Source organism: Pseudomonas sp. F007 (genome assembly GCF_057814275.1).
On record NZ_JBVATA010000009.1, the window covers coordinates 126222 to 143017 of the forward strand.

General features: G+C 61.5%; 15 protein-coding genes. 4 read left to right on the forward strand and 11 right to left on the reverse strand.

All coding sequences use genetic code 11. The annotated features are described in order from the left end of the window. Window positions 1-125 precede the first annotated feature (125 nt). Window positions 126-1139 carry a metallophosphoesterase family protein gene (locus ACZYR5_RS22785; RefSeq protein WP_489091792.1) on the forward strand — a complete coding sequence of 338 codons (1014 nt, stop codon included), beginning with the start codon at window positions 126-128 and terminating at the stop codon, window positions 1137-1139. Between the two features lie 78 nt (window positions 1140-1217). On the opposite strand, the gene ccoP (ACZYR5_RS22790) is transcribed toward ACZYR5_RS22785, so the two are convergent. The 8 genes from ccoP (ACZYR5_RS22790) to ccoN (ACZYR5_RS22825) all read right to left on the reverse strand — a co-directional run bounded on the left by ccoP (ACZYR5_RS22790) (window position 1218) and on the right by ccoN (ACZYR5_RS22825) (window position 8109). After that, complete coding sequence (gene ccoP / locus ACZYR5_RS22790; protein WP_489091791.1) at window positions 1218-2195, reverse strand: cytochrome-c oxidase, cbb3-type subunit III; 978 nt, start codon at window positions 2193-2195, stop codon at window positions 1218-1220. Continuing rightward, window positions 2192-2377 carry a CcoQ/FixQ family Cbb3-type cytochrome c oxidase assembly chaperone gene (locus tag ACZYR5_RS22795; protein ID WP_003175465.1) on the reverse strand — a complete coding sequence of 62 codons (186 nt, stop codon included), beginning with the start codon at window positions 2375-2377 and terminating at the stop codon, window positions 2192-2194. Before ACZYR5_RS22795 ends, ccoP (ACZYR5_RS22790) begins: the two co-directional genes overlap by 4 nt. A gap of 5 nt (window positions 2378-2382) precedes the next feature. After that, entirely contained in the window at window positions 2383-2991 is a 609-nt protein-coding gene (gene ccoO, locus ACZYR5_RS22800) for a cytochrome-c oxidase, cbb3-type subunit II (RefSeq protein ID WP_007905434.1), read from the reverse strand. Then, window positions 2991-4433, reverse strand: a complete 1443-nt coding sequence (ccoN, locus tag ACZYR5_RS22805) for a cytochrome-c oxidase, cbb3-type subunit I (protein WP_489091790.1) — start codon at window positions 4431-4433, stop codon at window positions 2991-2993. The genes ccoO (ACZYR5_RS22800) and ccoN (ACZYR5_RS22805) overlap by 1 nt, the downstream gene beginning before the upstream one ends. 481 nt (window positions 4434-4914) lie before the next feature. Continuing rightward, a complete protein-coding gene (gene ccoP / locus ACZYR5_RS22810; RefSeq protein ID WP_489091789.1) occupies window positions 4915-5868 on the reverse strand; it encodes a cytochrome-c oxidase, cbb3-type subunit III in 954 nt (317 codons plus the stop codon). Further along, complete coding sequence (locus tag ACZYR5_RS22815; RefSeq protein WP_027617996.1) at window positions 5865-6062, reverse strand: cbb3-type cytochrome oxidase subunit 3; 198 nt, start codon at window positions 6060-6062, stop codon at window positions 5865-5867. The genes ccoP (ACZYR5_RS22810) and ACZYR5_RS22815 overlap by 4 nt, the downstream gene beginning before the upstream one ends. 3 nt (window positions 6063-6065) lie before the next feature. Then, window positions 6066-6674: a cytochrome-c oxidase, cbb3-type subunit II gene (ccoO, locus tag ACZYR5_RS22820; protein ID WP_489091788.1), complete on the reverse strand. Its 609-nt coding sequence runs from the start codon at window positions 6672-6674 to the stop codon at window positions 6066-6068. A gap of 10 nt (window positions 6675-6684) precedes the next feature. Beyond that, entirely contained in the window at window positions 6685-8109 is a 1425-nt protein-coding gene (gene ccoN, locus ACZYR5_RS22825; RefSeq protein WP_489091787.1) for a cytochrome-c oxidase, cbb3-type subunit I, read from the reverse strand. 94 nt (window positions 8110-8203) lie between these two features. Here ccoN (ACZYR5_RS22825) and ACZYR5_RS22830 point away from each other — a divergent pair, with 94 nt between their 5' ends. Next, window positions 8204-8881: an alpha/beta family hydrolase gene (locus ACZYR5_RS22830; protein ID WP_489091786.1), complete on the forward strand. Its 678-nt coding sequence runs from the start codon at window positions 8204-8206 to the stop codon at window positions 8879-8881. 164 nt (window positions 8882-9045) lie between these two features. Here ACZYR5_RS22830 and ACZYR5_RS22835 read toward each other — a convergent pair whose 3' ends face one another. Together ACZYR5_RS22835 and acnA are read right to left on the reverse strand one after the other, a co-directional pair. Beyond that, window positions 9046-10611, reverse strand: coding sequence for a methyl-accepting chemotaxis protein (locus tag ACZYR5_RS22835; protein WP_489091785.1), 1566 nt, complete (start codon window positions 10609-10611; stop codon window positions 9046-9048). A 251-nt stretch (window positions 10612-10862) separates the two neighbouring features. Beyond that, the gene (gene acnA / locus ACZYR5_RS22840; RefSeq protein ID WP_489091784.1) at window positions 10863-13604 is read right to left on the reverse strand and encodes an aconitate hydratase AcnA; all 2742 of its coding nucleotides are present in this window, start codon (window positions 13602-13604) and stop codon (window positions 10863-10865) included. 198 nt (window positions 13605-13802) lie between these two features. On the opposite strand from acnA, the gene rlmM reads away from it, so the two are divergent. Then, complete coding sequence (gene rlmM, locus ACZYR5_RS22845) at window positions 13803-14876, forward strand: 23S rRNA (cytidine(2498)-2'-O)-methyltransferase RlmM (RefSeq protein WP_489091783.1); 1074 nt, start codon at window positions 13803-13805, stop codon at window positions 14874-14876. A gap of 67 nt (window positions 14877-14943) precedes the next feature. Then, window positions 14944-15192: a sulfurtransferase TusA gene (gene tusA / locus ACZYR5_RS22850; RefSeq protein ID WP_489091782.1), complete on the forward strand. Its 249-nt coding sequence runs from the start codon at window positions 14944-14946 to the stop codon at window positions 15190-15192. Between the two features lie 158 nt (window positions 15193-15350). Here tusA and ACZYR5_RS22855 read toward each other — a convergent pair whose 3' ends face one another. Next, the gene (locus ACZYR5_RS22855) at window positions 15351-16745 is read right to left on the reverse strand and encodes an MATE family efflux transporter (protein ID WP_489091781.1); all 1395 of its coding nucleotides are present in this window, start codon (window positions 16743-16745) and stop codon (window positions 15351-15353) included. Window positions 16746-16796: the final 51 nt, after the last annotated feature.

The following is a 16796-nucleotide window of genomic DNA, read 5'->3' on the forward strand; positions in this document are numbered from 1 at the left end:
TGAAATATCGGCAGTTAATTGCAGGGCACTCATGTATTTCTCGATTCATGCAGGGGCGGTAAGTTGTCTGCCGGTCAGGCTTGACCTGGCTGGTTTACCTCAACCCTTTATGAAAAAGGATTTTTATGAAGCCCATGAATCGCTACACGCTTGTCGCACTGCTGGCATTTTTTTGCCTGGCTCCTGCGGCACAGTCTGCCAATGAGCAGTACCCGCCCGAGCACCTGGTGTTTACCTCGGATCCCCAGTACCCATGGACCGAAAGCTCCGATGACGGGGGCGAAGAATCCGAATCGCAAAGGGACGCCCGCTCCAAATGGTTGATTGAAACCCAGTACGCGGATATTGCCGCTTTCAGGAACAACTTCGGTGGCCCCGGTCGGGTGCCCGTGATGATCAACGGCGACCTCACTGCATTCGGGCATGATTGGCAGCGCTCGGTGGTGATGCCGATTCTCGATGCAAAACTGCAACGACTATACGACTACGGCCTGGGCAATCACGACTACGAAAACAATGTGGATGACTGCTTTCTCAATCGCTGCGCCGCCACCAGTGTCGAGGCGATCAAGGAGCGTTACTGGGGCAAGGTCGACAGTATGGATTTCGGCATTCGGCTGGCGGGCAATACCGACATCTATTACGGCAGCCTGGCCTATGCCCGGACCCTGGGTGACGTGCTGCTGGTCCAGTTGCACAACGAACCGACCTACACCGCCAACTTCAGCACGGGGGTGCCCTGGATCAATGCGAAAGAATTCGAGATCAATGACTCATTGGACTGGCTGGAAGGCAATCTGAGGAAGGCCCGGGAGCAGGGGCGCATTATCATTCTCAACATGCACAAGCCACGGGGGTGGGCCGGTAGCGATCAGCAGATCGAACGGTTCCGCAACATGATCGAGCACTACAAGGTCACTGCGGTGTTCGCCGGGCATTACCACGAGAACCCGGGGCGTTACTGGGGCGCGCAAGAGCAGTTTGGTTCGGTGCCGGTGTTTCTCAGCGGTTCCGCGTCACAGCAGACGTACTTGATTGCGAGCTTTTCCCCAGACCGCAAGACCCTGACGGTGAATCGGGTCAGGGGCAACAACTGGTCCGGCCGGCAGGTCGAGTCGGAGATTGAAGTGCGCTATTGACAGGCTCCGCGTCCTCAAGCAAAACGGCCCCGTCAGTGTCCTGACGGGGCCGTTTTTTTGTTGCATCAAGCGTTGGCCTTACTCGGCGTCCGCTGCCTTCTCACCGTGAGAAAGGCTGTAGACGTAAGCAGCCAGCAGGTGAACCTTGTCGTTACCCTGCATTTGCTCTTGCGCAGGCATCTGGCCCTGACGGCCGTAACGGATGGTCTGCTGCAGTTGCGCGAAGCTCGAACCGTAGATGAACGCGGCCGGATGCGTCAGGTTTGGTGCGCCCATGGCGGGAGTGCCTTTGCCTTCCGGACCGTGGCACACCGCGCAGTTGGTGGCGAACAGCTTCTGGCCAGCGACTGGATCGGCCTTGGCGCCTTCCGGCAGCTTGCGGCCATCGAGGTTGGTCAGGACAAATGCAGCCACGTCGTTGACGCCTTGTTCACCGATCACTTCAGCCCAGGCTGGCATCACGGCGTGACGACCGCCCATGATGGTGGTCTTGATTTCTTCCGGCGAACCGCCCCAGCGCCAGTCGGCGTCGGTCAGGTTCGGGAAGCCGTAGGCGCCCTTGGCGTCGGAACCGTGGCAAACCGAGCAGTTGGAGGCGAACAGACGGCCCCCCATCTTCAGGGCTTGAGGGTCCTTGGCCACTTCTTCAATCGGCATGGCCGCGAATTTGGCGAAGATCGGCCCGAACTTGGCGTCCGACTTGGCCATTTCCTTTTCCCACTCGTGAACACCGGTCCAGCCGGACTGGCCGTTGGCGAAGGGGGTCTGCTTCTCGTTGTCCAGGTAGGTGTAACCCGGCAGCAGGCCTTTCCAGTTGCCCAGGCCCGGGTAGAGCACCAGGTAACCGAGGGCAAAAATGATGGTGCCGACGAACAGCATGAACCACCATTTCGGCAGCGGGTTGTCGTACTCCTCGATCCCGTCGAACGAGTGGCCAACGGTCTCGTCCGTCTGCTCGCTGCGCTGGCCCTTGCGGGTCGACAGCAGCAGCCAGGTCAGGGCGAAGATGGTACCCAGACTGAGGACTGTGACGTACAGACTCCAGAACGTAGTCATTCTTTGTTACTCCTAGAAGCTTGCTCGACGTGCTTGATGGCTTCGGGATCATCCGCAAAAGGCAGCAAGGTCGCGTCTTCAAACTCGGACTTGCGCTTGGGGCTGAACACCCACAGGGCCAGGCCGATAAAGGCAACCATCACGACAACGGTGCCCAGGCCACGAATCATCCCGATATCCATCCAGATCACCGTTTGCTTTTGATGATGGTGCCCAGGCCTTGCAGATAGGCCACCAGCGCGTCCATTTCGGTCTTGCCCTTCACGGCATCCTTGGCACCGGCGATGTCTTCGTCGGTGTAAGGGACGCCGAGCGTGCGCAGGACTTCCATTTTCTTGGCGGTGTCCTTGCCGTCGAGCTTGTTTTCCACGAGGAACGGGTAGGCCGGCATTTTCGACTCGGGCACCACGTTGCGCGGGTTGTACAAGTGCGCACGCTGCCAGTCATCGGAGTAACGACCGCCGACACGGGCCAGGTCCGGACCGGTACGTTTGGAACCCCACAGGAACGGGTGGTCCCAGACGCTTTCACCGGCAACCGAGTAGTGGCCGTAGCGTTCGGTTTCAGCACGGAACGGACGGATCATCTGCGAGTGGCAGCCGACACAGCCGTTGGCGATATAAACGTCGCGGCCTTCCAGTTCAAGGGCGGTGCGCGGCTTCATGCCTTCGACCGGCTTGTTGGTGACGTCCTGGAAAAACAGCGGAACGATTTGGGTCAGGCCGCCAACGCTGACGGCGATGACCATGAAGAAGGCCAGCAGGCCAATATTCTTCTCGACTGCTTCATGCTTCATCAGTGAGCTCCAACGACAGCGATCTTGGTAGCGGCTTCAGCTTCGGCCGGGTCCGAGGCACGTACGGTACGGAATACGTTGTAGGCCATGAACAGCATGCCGGCAGCGAAGAACGCACCGCCCAGGGCACGCACGATGTAACCAGGGTGGCTGGCTTGCAAGGCTTCAACGAAGGAGTAGGTCAGGGTGCCGTCGTCGTTGATTGCACGCCACATCAGGCCCTGGGTGATGCCGTTGACCCACATCGAAGCGATGTAGAGCACGGTACCGATGGTCGCGAGCCAGAAGTGGGTGTTGATCAGCGCGGTGCTGTGCATCTGCGCACGACCGAACAGTTTCGGGATCATGTGGTAGATCGCGCCGATCGAGATCATTGCTACCCAACCCAAGGCACCGGCGTGTACGTGGCCGATGGTCCAGTCGGTGTAGTGAGACAGCGAGTTCACGGTCTTGATGGCCATCATCGGGCCTTCGAAGGTCGACATGCCGTAGAACGCCAGCGACACGACCAGGAAACGCAGGATCGGGTCGGTCCGCAGCTTATGCCAGGCGCCCGACAGGGTCATCATGCCGTTGATCATGCCGCCCCAGCTTGGCGCCAGCAGGATGATCGACATCGCCATACCCAGGGACTGAGCCCAGTCCGGCAGTGCGGTGTAGTGAAGGTGGTGCGGACCGGCCCAGATGTACAGGGTGATCAGTGCCCAGAAGTGCACGATGGACAGGCGATAGGAGTAGATCGGACGCTCGGCCTGTTTCGGCACGAAGTAGTACATCATCCCCAGGAAGCCGGTGGTCAGGAAGAAACCTACGGCGTTGTGGCCGTACCACCATTGGATCATCGCGTCAGTCGCACCGGCGTAGGCCGAGTAGGACTTGAAGAAGCTGACCGGCAGCGAGGCGTGGTTGACGATGTGCAGCATCGCCGTCACGACGATGAATGCACCGTAGAACCAGTTGCCCACATAGATGTGTTTGGTCTTGCGCTTGGTGATGGTGCCGAAGAACACCAGACCGTAGGTTACCCAGACGATGGCCAGCAGAATAGCCAGGGGCCATTCCAGTTCCGCGTATTCCTTGGTGGTGGTGTAACCCAGCGGCAAGGTAATGATCGCGCCGACGATCACCGCTTGCCATCCCCAGAAGGTGAAGGCAGCGAGGCTGTCGGAAATCAGTCGCGTTTGGCAGGTTCGCTGCACGACGTAATAGGAAGTGGCAAACAATGCACAACCACCGAAGGCGAAAATCACCAGGTTGGTGTGCAGTGGGCGCAGGCGTCCAAAGCTCGTCCATGGCAGACCGAAGTTCAACTCCGGCCAGACCAGTTGCGAGGCAATGAATACACCGAGCCCCATGCCAAGGATCCCCCAGACCACCGTCATGATGGCGAACTGGCGGACTACCTTATAGTTATAAGCAGTCGGACTGATTGCTGTGCTCATTCTAAGGTTCCACGGTTTGGGTGTTTTATTAGGGATAAAAATCGGCCGCAAGTATGGAGAAAGCGGGGGGTCATTGCAACGCGCCATGACCTGGGTCAATGCTTTCAAAAGCTGATTCTGCGGCCTTTCCATGCGCCGCGTAGGGTCAAATTTACCCAGGGGCAAAATGTCCCGGCGGACGAAAAAGGCGAGGGGGTCGAGTCAGTTGTAACGGGGTGTGTTTAAACGAGGCGTTCAGGTGACAGACGGCAACTTGGTCGACAGCCGGTATCTACCGGCGTTTGCGGCCTGTCATCGAACAGATTCGTCGAAACCATCCTGTACGGTTGACCTGTGACCGGCCGTTGCCAGTCCGCTTCGCAGCAAGCTTAGACGCGAATCCTGGGAACCGAAAGGCAGACCTTTTCGGGGTGCGACAATGGGTCGCAAAGGGGGAGGGAACTGCCGCATCGGGGAGATGCGGCAGTGATGCGGATGGGAGTTATTCGCCTTTGACCTCTGCCTGCAGGGGTTGCCCGCTGTTGCCGTGGGAGAGGCTATACACATACGCCGCCAGCAACTGCACCTTGTCATTGCCGAGCAGTTCGTTCTGCGCCGGCATATGGCCCTGGCGACCATGGCGAATGGTCTGCTGCAGTTGCGCCAGGCTGGTGCCGTAGATGAACGCGGCCGGTTGCGTCAGGTTCGGTGCGCCCATCGCTTCCATGCCCTGACCGTTGGCGCCATGGCACGCTACGCAGGTGGTGCTGAACACCTGCTGTCCGGCTTGCAGGTCGGCACCACTGTCCTGCGGCAACGGCAAGCCCGCCAGGTCGTGGCGCACATAGGCCGCGACGTTCTTCACGCCCGCTTCGCCGAGCATTTCACCCCAGGCCGGCATCGCCGCGATGCGTCCGCCCATGATGGTGGTCTTGATCGCCTCGGCACTGCCGCCCCAGCGCCAGCTGCTGTCGGTCAGGTTGGGGAAACCGAAGGCACCCTTGGCGTCCGAGCCGTGGCACACCGAGCAGTTGGAAGCAAACAGGCGTCCGCCCATTTTCAGGGCCTGCGGGTCCTTGGCCACTTCTTCCACGGGCATCGCTGCAAATTTGGCGAAGATCGGCCCGAACTTGGCGTCGGCCTTGGCCATTTCCTTGTCCCATTCCTTGGTCTGGGTCCAGCCGTCCTGGTAGCCCGGCAGGATGCCTTTCCAGTTACCCAGGCCCGGGTAGAGGATCAGGTAGCCGACGGCGAACACCAGGGTGCCGGCAAACAGCAGGAACCACCATTGCGGCAGGGGGTTGTCGTATTCCTCGATGCCATCGAAGGCGTGGCCCATGGTCTGGTCGACGCTGCCCTTGGTCTCGCCCTTGCGGGTGCCGACCAGCAGCCAGGTCAGGCCGATCAGGCTGCCGATGGTCAGTACGCAGATCCACGTACTCCAGAAGGTGGTCATGGCCGGGTGCTCCTTGTGCCAGTTTCTTGGGTGCTGTCGGGTTGCGGCTCGTCGGCAAACGGCAGCAGGCGCGCTTCGGCGAATTCCGGGGTGCGCTTGCTGTTGAACACCCACAGCGTCAGGCCGATGAAGGCCACGAACACCACGAGCGTGCCCAGGCCGCGGATCATTCCAGTGCTCAGATCAATCACCATGGCTCACCTCTTGCTCTTGATCGCAGTGCCGAGCACTTGCAGGTAGGCGACTAGCGCGTCCATTTCCGATTTGCCCTTGAGCGATTCGGTGGCGCCGGCAATGTCTTCGTCGGTGTACGGCACGCCGAGGGTGCGCATGGCCTTGATCTTGGCTTCGGTGTGACTGCTGTCGAGCTGATTGGCCACCAGCCACGGGTAGGCGGGCATCTTCGACTCCGGCACGACGTTGCGCGGGTTGTACAGGTGCGCGCGGTGCCAGTCATCGGAGTAACGGGCGCCGACGCGGGCCAGGTCCGGACCGGTACGCTTGGAGCCCCACAGGAACGGGTGATCCCAGACGCTTTCACCGGCCACCGAGTAGTGGCCGTAGCGCTCGGTCTCGGCGCGGAACGGCCGGATCATCTGCGAGTGGCAGCCAACGCAGCCTTCGCGGATGTAGATGTCGCGGCCTTCGAGTTGCAGCGCGGTGTAGGGCTTCATGCCTTCGACCGGCTTGTTGGTGACGTCCTGGAAGAACAGCGGGACGATCTGGGTCAGACCGCCGATGCTCACCGCAAATACCATCAGCAGCAGGAGCAGGCCGACGTTTTTTTCAATCGTTTCGTGTTTCATGGCGGACTCCTCAGGCCATCTGCGCCGCGGCGGCGACTTCGGCAGGTTGGGCTTCACGCACGGTGCGCCAGGTGTTGTAGGCCATCAGCAACATGCCGCTGAAGAAGATCGCACCGCCGACCAGGCGCACGACGAAGCCTGGGTGGCTGGCCACCAGGGTTTCGACGAAGGAGTAGGTCAGGGTTCCGTCTTCGTTGACCGCACGCCACATCAGGCCCTGGGCGATGCCGTTGACCCACATCGAGGCGATGTAGAGCACGGTGCCGATGGTCGCCAGCCAGAAATGCGCGTTGATCAGGCCGATGCTGTGCATCTGCTGGCGGCCGAAGATTTTCGGGATCATGTGGTACAGCGCGCCGATGGAGATCATCGCCACCCAGCCGAGCGCACCGGCGTGTACGTGGCCGATGGTCCAGTCGGTGTAGTGGGAGAGGGCGTTGACGGTCTTGATCGCCATCATCGGACCTTCGAAGGTCGACATGCCGTAGAACGCCAGGGATACCACGAGGAAACGCAGGATCGGGTCGCTGCGCAGCTTATGCCAGGCGCCCGAGAGGGTCATCATGCCGTTGATCATGCCGCCCCAGCTTGGCGCCAGGAGGATCAGCGACATCACCATGCCCAGCGACTGCGCCCAATCCGGCAGCGCGGTGTAGTGCAGGTGGTGCGGGCCGGCCCAGATGTACAGGGTGATCAGCGCCCAGAAGTGCACGATCGACAGGCGATACGAGTACACCGGACGTTCGGCCTGTTTCGGCACGAAGTAGTACATCATCCCCAGGAAGCCTGCGGTGAGGAAAAAGCCTACCGCGTTATGCCCGTACCACCACTGCACCATGGCGTCGGTCGCACCGGCATACACCGAGTAGGACTTGGTCAGGCTGACCGGCAGTTCCATGTTGTTGACGATGTGCAGGATGGCAACGGTGATGATGAAGGCGCCGAAGAACCAGTTGCCGACGTAGATGTGCTTGGTCTTGCGCTTCATCAGCGTGCCGAAGAACACGATGGCGTAGGCGACCCAGACGATGGTGATCAGGATGTCGATCGGCCATTCCAGCTCGGCGTATTCCTTGGAACTGGTGTAGCCCAGTGGCAGGGTGATGGCCGCCAGCAGAATCACCAACTGCCAGCCCCAGAACGTGAACGCGGCGATTTTCGGCGCGAACAGCTGGGTCTGGCAGGTACGTTGCACCGAGTAGAACGAGGCGGCAAACAGCGCGCAGCCACCAAAGGCGAAGATCACCGCGTTGGTGTGCAGCGGGCGCAGGCGACCGAAGCTGGTCCACGGCAGGTTGAAGTTCAGTTCGGGCCAGACCAATTGCGCCGCGAGAAAAACCCCGAGGCCCATGCCGACGATGCCCCATACCACCGTCATAATGGCGAATTGGCGGACCACCTTGTAGTTATAGGCGGTACTTGTAGAAGTGTTCATGGTTCCCCATCCACGGTTCAGCCGAAGCGAGCGACTGCAAGGCAGCGACTCTCCCTTCGCCTGGAGTTATAGGCAGATTAAAAGCGAGGCAAGCATGGACAATGAGCACAACGCCAGTATTGACGGGGATCAATGGGCGCAGTGTGTGCAGGACAATGGCTGGCTGTGGAACGCGGCGGCTGGCAAGGCTTCGCCGACACTGATCCTCGCCCATGGCGCTGGCGCCCCGATGGACAGCGACTGGATGAGCGACATGGCTGCACGCCTTGCTGCACAAGGCGTGAACGTAGTGCGCTTCGAGTTTCCCTACATGGCGCAGCGGCGTCTGGACGGTGGTAAGCGCCCGCCAAACCCGGCGCCGAAACTCCTGGAATGCTGGCGAGAGGTGTACGCCCAAGTGCGACGCCATGTCACTGGGCCTTTGGCGATTGGCGGCAAGTCCATGGGCGGGCGCATGGCCAGTTTGCTCGCCGATGAGGTGGCGGCGGATGCGTTGGTGTGCCTGGGTTATCCGTTCTATGCGGTGGGCAAGCCGGAGAAGCCGCGGGTCGAGCATCTGGAGGGGCTGAAAACCCGGACTTTGATCGTGCAGGGAGAACGGGATGCGTTGGGTAATCGCGAGGCGGTCGAGCGTTACGCACTATCACCGAGTATTGAAGTGCTGTGGCTGGTGGCAGGCGATCATGACCTGAAGCCGTTGAAGGCTTCAGGCTTTACCCATGAGCAGCATCTGGCGACGGCGGCGGGGCGGGTGGCGGCGTTTCTTCAGTGAGATTCTTGCCAGCAGGTCTGGCCTCTTCGCGGGCAAGCCCGGTCACCACCTTGTAGGAGCGGGCTTGCCCGCGAAGAGGCCTGTGAGAGCAGCACACCTTTCAGCCCGACAATAAAAAACCCGGAAGCTCTCGCCATCCGGGTTTTTTGATATTGCCAGGGCGATCAGCGGTTAAACCGCTCCACCAACGAATACTGGGTATTCGCGGTCTTGGTCAGCTCTTCACTCAACAGCGCCGAGTTCTGTGCCTGCTCCGAGGTCTGGTCGGCCAGTTCGGAGATGTTGCTGATGTTGCGGCTGATTTCCTCGGCCACCGCGCTTTGCTCTTCGGTGGCGGCGGCGATCTGGGTGGTCATGTCGGTGATATTGGCCACCGCCTCGCTGATCCCCACCAGCGCCTGATCGGCTTCCAGCACCCGCGCCACACCTTCTTCGGCCTGACGATGCCCGGCTTCCATGGTCTGCACGGCGGTGCTGGCGGTTTGCTGGAGCTTGGCGATCAGGCTGTGGATCTGCCCGGTGGATTCGCTGGTGCGTTGCGCCAATTGCCGCACTTCGTCGGCCACCACGGCAAAGCCGCGGCCCATCTCGCCAGCACGGGCGGCTTCGATGGCGGCATTGAGGGCGAGCAGGTTGGTCTGGTCGGCAATGCCCTTGATCACATCGACTACGCCGCCGATTTCGTCGCTGTCCTTGGCCAGTTGGGTGACGGTCAGGCCGGTTTCGCCGACCACCACTGACAGGCGCTGGATGGCTTCACGGGTTTCCCCGGCAATATCGCGGCCACGCCCGGTCAGGCGATTGGCTTCCTGGGTGGCGTCAGCGGTGCGCTGCACGTGGCTGGCGACTTCCTGGGTGGTGGCGGCCATCTGGTTGACCGCCGTGGCCACCTGTTCGGTCTCGACGCGCTGACGCTCCAGGCCGCTGGAGCTGTCGTGGGCCAGTTGATCGGACTGACGAGCTTGGCCGGTCAGGTGCTCGGCGGTGTCCTGCAGGCGGGTCAGGCAGGTTTTCAGGCGTGCTTCCTGACTGAGGATCGACATTTCCAGACGCGCCTGGGCGCCGCGGCTATCGGTGTACATCTGCGCGATCAGCGGGTCGGAGGTGGTTTGCTCGGCCAGGCGCAGCAAGCGCTTGAGGCCGCGCTGCTGCCAGCTCAAACCGAGCAGGCCCAGCGGCACCGAGAGGCCGGCAGCCAGGGCAAAGCCCCATTGCGAATTAAGGGTGGCGCCGATCATGAAACTTAATTGGCTGACCAGGATGAACGGCAGCCAATCCTGCAGCACCGGCAACCACTTGTCGCGCTGGGGAACGGCGGACTTACCCTGGTTGATGCGCTGGTACAGGGTTTCGGCGCGGCGGATCTGTTCGGCGGTCGGCTTGACCCGCACCGACTCGTAGCCGACCACCTGGTTGCCGTCGAACACCGGCGTCACATAGGCGTTGACCCAATAGTGGTCACCGTTCTTGCAGCGATTCTTGACAATGCCCATCCATGGCAGGCCTTGTTTCAGTGTGCCCCACATGTGCGCGAACACCGCCGATGGCACGTCGGGGTGACGGACCAGGTTGTGCGGCGCACGGATCAGTTCTTCCCGGGAAAAACCACTGATCTCGACGAATGCATCGTTGCAGTAGTTGATCACGCCCTTGGCATCGGTGGTGGAGATCAACCGTTGCTGAGCCGGGAAGGTCCGTTCGCGCTGTGTAATGGGCTGGTTGTTACGCATGGCTGTTTCAATCCGCAAGGCTTTGACAGGGTTTCGGCCAGCCTGGCGAAATGTTGAAATTATTTTTCAACAATGGGCCATGCGTCGCAAAATGACTGGTGCGTCATGACTCGAATCATACCCGGACCCTGTAGGAGCGAGCCTGCTCGCGAAAAACCTGAGACCGCCGCGGCGTGTCAGGTTTTGAGCGTTATCGTTGACGTTTTTCGCGAGCAAGCTCGCTCCTACAGAGGAGGGTGGGCGGCGTGGCCCTATCCCGCAATCAACTGCCGCAACACATAATGCAAAATCCCCCCCGCCTTGAAGTACTCCACTTCGTTCAAGGTATCGATCCGGCACAGCACCTCGATCCTCTCGCTGCTGCCATCCTCCCGGGTAATGATCAGCGGCAGGTTCATCCGCGGTGTCAGTTCGACGCCACTGAGACCCTGGATGCTCAAGGTTTCCTTGCCGGTCAGCTTCAGGCTCTTGCGGTTCTGATCGAGCTTGAACTGCAGCGGCAGGACGCCCATGCCCACCAGGTTGGAGCGGTGGATCCGCTCGAAGCTCTCGGCGATCACCGCCTTGATCCCCAGCAGGTTGGTGCCCTTGGCGGCCCAGTCGCGGCTGGAGCCGGTGCCGTATTCCTGGCCGGCGATCACCACCAGTGGCGTGCCGCTGGCTTGATAGCGCATCGCTGCGTCGTAGATCGCCAGTTTTTCGCCACTGGGGATGTACAGGGTGTTGCCACCTTCTTCGCCGCCCAGCATTTCGTTGCGGATACGGATGTTGGCAAAGGTGCCGCGCATCATCACTTCATGGTTGCCGCGCCGTGAGCCGTAGGAGTTGAAATCCCGTGGTTCCACGCCTTGCTCACGCAGGTAGCGCCCGGCCGGGCTGTCGGTCTTGATGTTGCCGGCGGGGGAGATGTGGTCGGTGGTCACCGAATCGCCGAGCAGGGCCAATATGCGCGCGTCCTTGACGTCCTCGATCGCCGGCGGTGGGCTGCCAATGCCGTCGAAAAATGGCGGGTGTTGGATGTAGGTGGATGAATCCTGCCAGACGTAGGTCGCCGCTTGTGGCACTTCAATCGCTTGCCATTGCGCATCGCCGGCGAACACCTCGGCGTATTCCTTGTGAAACATCGCGGTGTCGACCTGGCTGACCGCCGCGGCGATTTCCTGGCTGGTGGGCCAGATATCCCGCAGGTACACCGGATTGCCGTTCTGGTCGTTGCCCAGTGGTTCGCTGGCGATGTCGATCCGCACCGTGCCGGCCAGGGCATAGGCCACTACCAAGGGTGGCGAGGCCAGCCAGTTGGTTTTCACCAGCGGGTGGACCCGGCCTTCGAAGTTGCGGTTGCCCGACAGCACCGAGGCGACGGTCAGGTCGGAGCCCTGGATGGCTTTCTCGATCGGCTCCGGCAGCGGCCCGGAGTTGCCGATGCAGGTGGTACAGCCGTAACCCACCAAGGCGAAGCCGAGCTGATCGAGATAAGGCGTCAGGCCCGCGGCCTTGTAATAGTCGGTGACCACCTTGGAGCCGGGGGCCAAGGAACTCTTGACCCAGGGTTTGCGGGTCAGGCCCTTTTCCACGGCCTTTTTCGCCAGCAGTCCGGCGGCCATCATCACGCTCGGGTTGGAGGTGTTGGTGCAGGAGGTAATGGCGGCAATCACCACCGCGCCGTTTTTCAGGCGATAGGTGTGGCCTTCATATTGATAATCCGCCTCGCCGACCAGATCGGCATTGCCCACCGCGACACCGCCGCCGCCCTCACTTTCCAGGCGACCCTCTTCCTTGCTGGTGGGTTTGACCGCCAGGCCGAGGAAGTCGCTGAAGGCCTGGGCGACGTTGGGCAGCGATACCCGGTCCTGCGGGCGTTTCGGCCCGGCAAGACTGGCTTCGACGCTGCTCATGTCCAGCGCCAGGCTGTCGCTGAACTGCGGTTCCTGGCCGGGCAGGCGCCACAGGCCCTGGGCCTTGCTGTAGGCCTCGACCAGCTTGACCACGGCATCGGGCCGCCCGGACAGGCGCAGGTAGTCCAGAGTGACGTCATCCACCGGGAAGAAACCGCAGGTGGCGCCGTACTCCGGCGCCATGTTGGCCAGGGTCGCACGGTCGGCTAATGGCAGCTCTGCCAGGCCATCGCCATAGAACTCGACGAATTTGCCCACCACGCCTTTCTTGCGCAGCATCTGCGTCACCGTCAGAACGAGGTCGGTGGCGGTGATGCCTTCCTTGAGCTTGCCGCTGAGCTTGAAGCCGATCACTTCCGGAATCAGCATCGACACCGGTTGCCCGAGCATCGCCGCTTCCGCTTCGATCCCGCCAACGCCCCAGCCGAGCACGCCGAGGCCGTTGATCATGGTGGTGTGGGAGTCGGTGCCCACCAGGGTGTCGGGAAAGGCGTAGGTGCGGCCGTCTTCTTCCTTGGTCCAGACCGTGCGGCCGAGGTACTCGAGGTTGACCTGGTGGCAGATGCCGGTGCCGGGCGGCACCACGCTGAAATTATCGAACGCGCTCTGGCCCCAGCGCAGGAACGCATATCGCTCCCCGTTACGCTGCATTTCGATGTCGACGTTCTGTTCGAACGCACCGCTGCTGGCAAAGGCGTCGACCATCACCGAGTGGTCGATCACCAGGTCCACCGGCGACAGCGGATTGATCCGCTGCGGATCGCCACCGGCCTTGGCCATGGCGGCGCGCATGGCCGCGAGGTCGACCACCGCCGGCACGCCGGTGAAGTCCTGCATCAGCACACGCGCCGGGCGGTACTGGATTTCCCGGTCGCTGCGCCGCTCCTTGAGCCAGCCGGCGAGGGCCTTGAGATCGGTGCCGGTGACGGTCTTGCCGTCCTCCCAGCGCAGCAGGTTTTCCAGCAGGACTTTCAGGGACATCGGCAACGCATCGAGGTTGCCCAGGGCTTTGGCGGCTTCCGGCAAGCTGAAGTAATGGTAGGTCCGGTCGTCGACTGGCAGGGTCTTGAGGGTTTTCAGGCTATCGAGGGACGGCATTGAAGTCACTCCTTTGAGTCCGCACGGCTACGGACTGACGGGACGGGCAGAGCACTAAACCTAGCGCTGTTTTCAGTAGCTGGCTAATAACTGGACTCTATGGGCAAGTCCAAGGTTCCGAAGTCAGCTATCATGCGCCGGTTTTCGTGACAGGCTTTGCTACAGGGCAAGTTTGCGCACAATTGCCCAGGAGATTTAATGAACACGCTCTTTATGCATTGCCGTCCAGGTTTCGAAGGCGAAGTCTGCTCGGAAATCGCCGATCTCGCTGCACACCTGAATGTGTCCGGTTACGCCAAGGCCAAGCCGAACACCGCTTGTGCCGAATTTGTCTGCACTGAAGCCGACGGTGCCGAGCGCCTGATGCGTGGCCAACGCTTTTCGCAGTTGATCTTCCCGCGGCAATGGGCGCGCGGCACCTTCATCGACTTGCCGGAAACCGACCGCATCAGCGTGATCCTCGCCCACATGGCCGATTTTCCGGTGTGTGGCAGCCTGTGGCTGGAGATGGTCGACACCAACGACGGCAAAGAGCTGTCGAACTTCTGCAAGAAATTCGAAGTGCACCTGCGCAAGGCGCTGATCGCCGCCGGCAAGCTGGTGGACGATGCGCACAAGCCGCGCCTGCTGCTGACCTTCAAGAGCGGTCGTGAAGTGTTCCTTGGCCTGGCCGAAGCGAACAACTCGGCGATGTGGCCGATGGGTATTCCGCGTTTGAAATTCCCCCGCGAGGCGCCGAGCCGCTCGACCCTCAAGCTGGAAGAGGCCTGGCACCACTTCATCCCCCGCGAACAATGGGACGAGCGCCTGCACAGCGACATGACCGGCGTCGACCTCGGCGCCGCGCCGGGCGGCTGGACCTGGCAACTGGTCAACCGCGGCATGCTGGTCACCGCCATCGACAACGGTCCGATGGCCGAAAGCCTGATGGACACGGGTCTGGTGCAACACCTAATGGCCGATGGTTTTACCTTCAAGCCCAAGCAGCCGGTGGATTGGATGGTCTGCGACATCGTCGAGAAACCGGCGCGCAACGCCGCCATGCTCGAAGAGTGGATCGGCGAAGGGCATTGCCGTGAGGCGGTGGTCAACCTGAAGCTGCCGATGAAGCAGCGTTACGCCGAGGTCAAGCGCTTGCTCGAGCGCATCGAGGAAGGCTTTAAGGCCCGTGGAATCAAGGTCGACATTGGCTGCAAGCAGCTGTATCACGACCGCGAGGAAGTGACCTGCCACCTGCGTCGGCATGATGTGAGCAAGCCAAAGAAACGCTGAGTTCGCGTCACAGATGACGATACCCCCGGCATTGCGCGACAATGCCGGTCAGTTTCAGGAGTCCACCATGAGTGAAATGATCAACACGCCGGTCGACGGCACCCTCGACGCCACAGGCCTGAATTGCCCGGAGCCGGTGATGATGCTGCACCAGCACATCCGCGACCTGGTCCCCGGTGGCCTGCTCAAGGTCATCGCCACCGACCCCTCGACCCGCCGCGATATTCCCAAGTTTTGCGTGTTCCTCGACCATGAACTGGTGGGGCAGCATGAAGAGGCGGGGACCTATCTGTATTGGATTCGCAAGAAAGCCTGACAATACAACCCTTGTAGGAGCGAGCCTGCTCGCGATGGCGGTGGGTCAGTCGACACCTCTGTCGGATGTGCCGTCTGCTTCGCTGGCAAGCCAGCTCCTACAAGGATTTCGCAGGACTCATGCCCTAGGGAATCGACTCGAAACCTCCAGAAAGGCTCTTACTGCACCAACCGAATCCGCTTGCGCGCACTGCGCACCAGCCTGATCGACAGCATCAGCGCCGCGCAGCTCAGGCCGGCGATCAAACCTTCCCACAGCCCGCTCGGGCCGCTGGCCGGGCCGAACCAATCGGTCAATCCCAACACGTAACCCACCGGCAAGCCGATCCCCCAGTAGGCGAACAGGGTCAGGATCATCGTCACCCGGGTGTCCTGGTAACCACGCAGGGCGCCGGCGCAGATCACCTGGATCGCGTCGGAGAACTGGTACAGCGCGGCATACACAATCAGCATCGAAGCGATCTGGATCACCGTCTGGTCCGGGGTGTAGATCGAGGCAATGGGTTCGCGCAGCACCAGGATCAAGGTTGCCGAGAAGGCCGCAAACACCAGCGCCGCGCCAAGCCCGACCTTCGCCGCAAAGCGTGCCTGATAAGGATTGCCGGCGCCCAGCGCCTGACCGACCCGCACCGTAACTGCCATTCCCAGCGAATAGGGAATCATGAACAGCAGCGAGCTGATGTTCAGGGCAATCTGGTGCCCGGCGACCACGGTCGAGCCGAGGCTGCCGATCAGCAGCGCGATGACGGCGAATATGCTCGACTCGGCGAACACCGCGATGCCGATCGGCAGGCCGATGCTGATCAGGCGCTTGATCGGCGCCCACTGCGGACGATCGAAGCGCACCAGCACCCGTGTCCTGGCATAAAACGCTGCGCAGCGAGTCCAGCCGGCCATGCTCAGGGCCATGAACCACATGACAATCCCGCTGGCCCAGCCGCAACCGACGCCGCCCAGGGCCGGGAGGCCGAAGTGACCGTAGATCAGTGCATAGTTCAGCGGGATGTTCAGCAGCAGGCCGCAGACGCCGATGATCATGCTCGGGCGGGTGCGGCCCATGCCGTCGCTGTAGCAGCGCAGCACATAGTAGAAGGCGATCCCGGGGAAACCGAAGGCGATGCCCTGCAGGTAGCCCATGCTCGGCTCGATCAGCTGCGGATCGACCTTCATCCAGTGCAGGATCGGCTCGGCGCTGAGCAACAGGGCACTGCCGAGCAGGCCGACACACAACGCCAGCCACAGTGCCTGACGCACCAGCGGGGCAATCTCGTCATGCTGCTGTGCACCGAAACGCTGGGCGACCTTCGGTGTGGTGGCCAGCAGCACGCCGGTCATCAGCAGGTAGACCGGAATCCAGATCGAGTTGCCCAGCGCCACGGCTGCGAGGTCTCGCGGGCTGACCCGGCCGGCCATGACCGCATCGACGAAGCCCATCGCGGTGGTCGCCAGCTGCGCGATCATGATCGGCACGGCCAGGGCGAGCAGGCCCTTGAGTTCCAGGCGAACCGGCGTGGTGCGGGGCAGGGTGGCGGTGTTGTCAGTCACGGAATTCACAGGCAAAGCGTCCAAAAGGTTTTGATGCGCAAGGCGGCGCATTCTACGCCT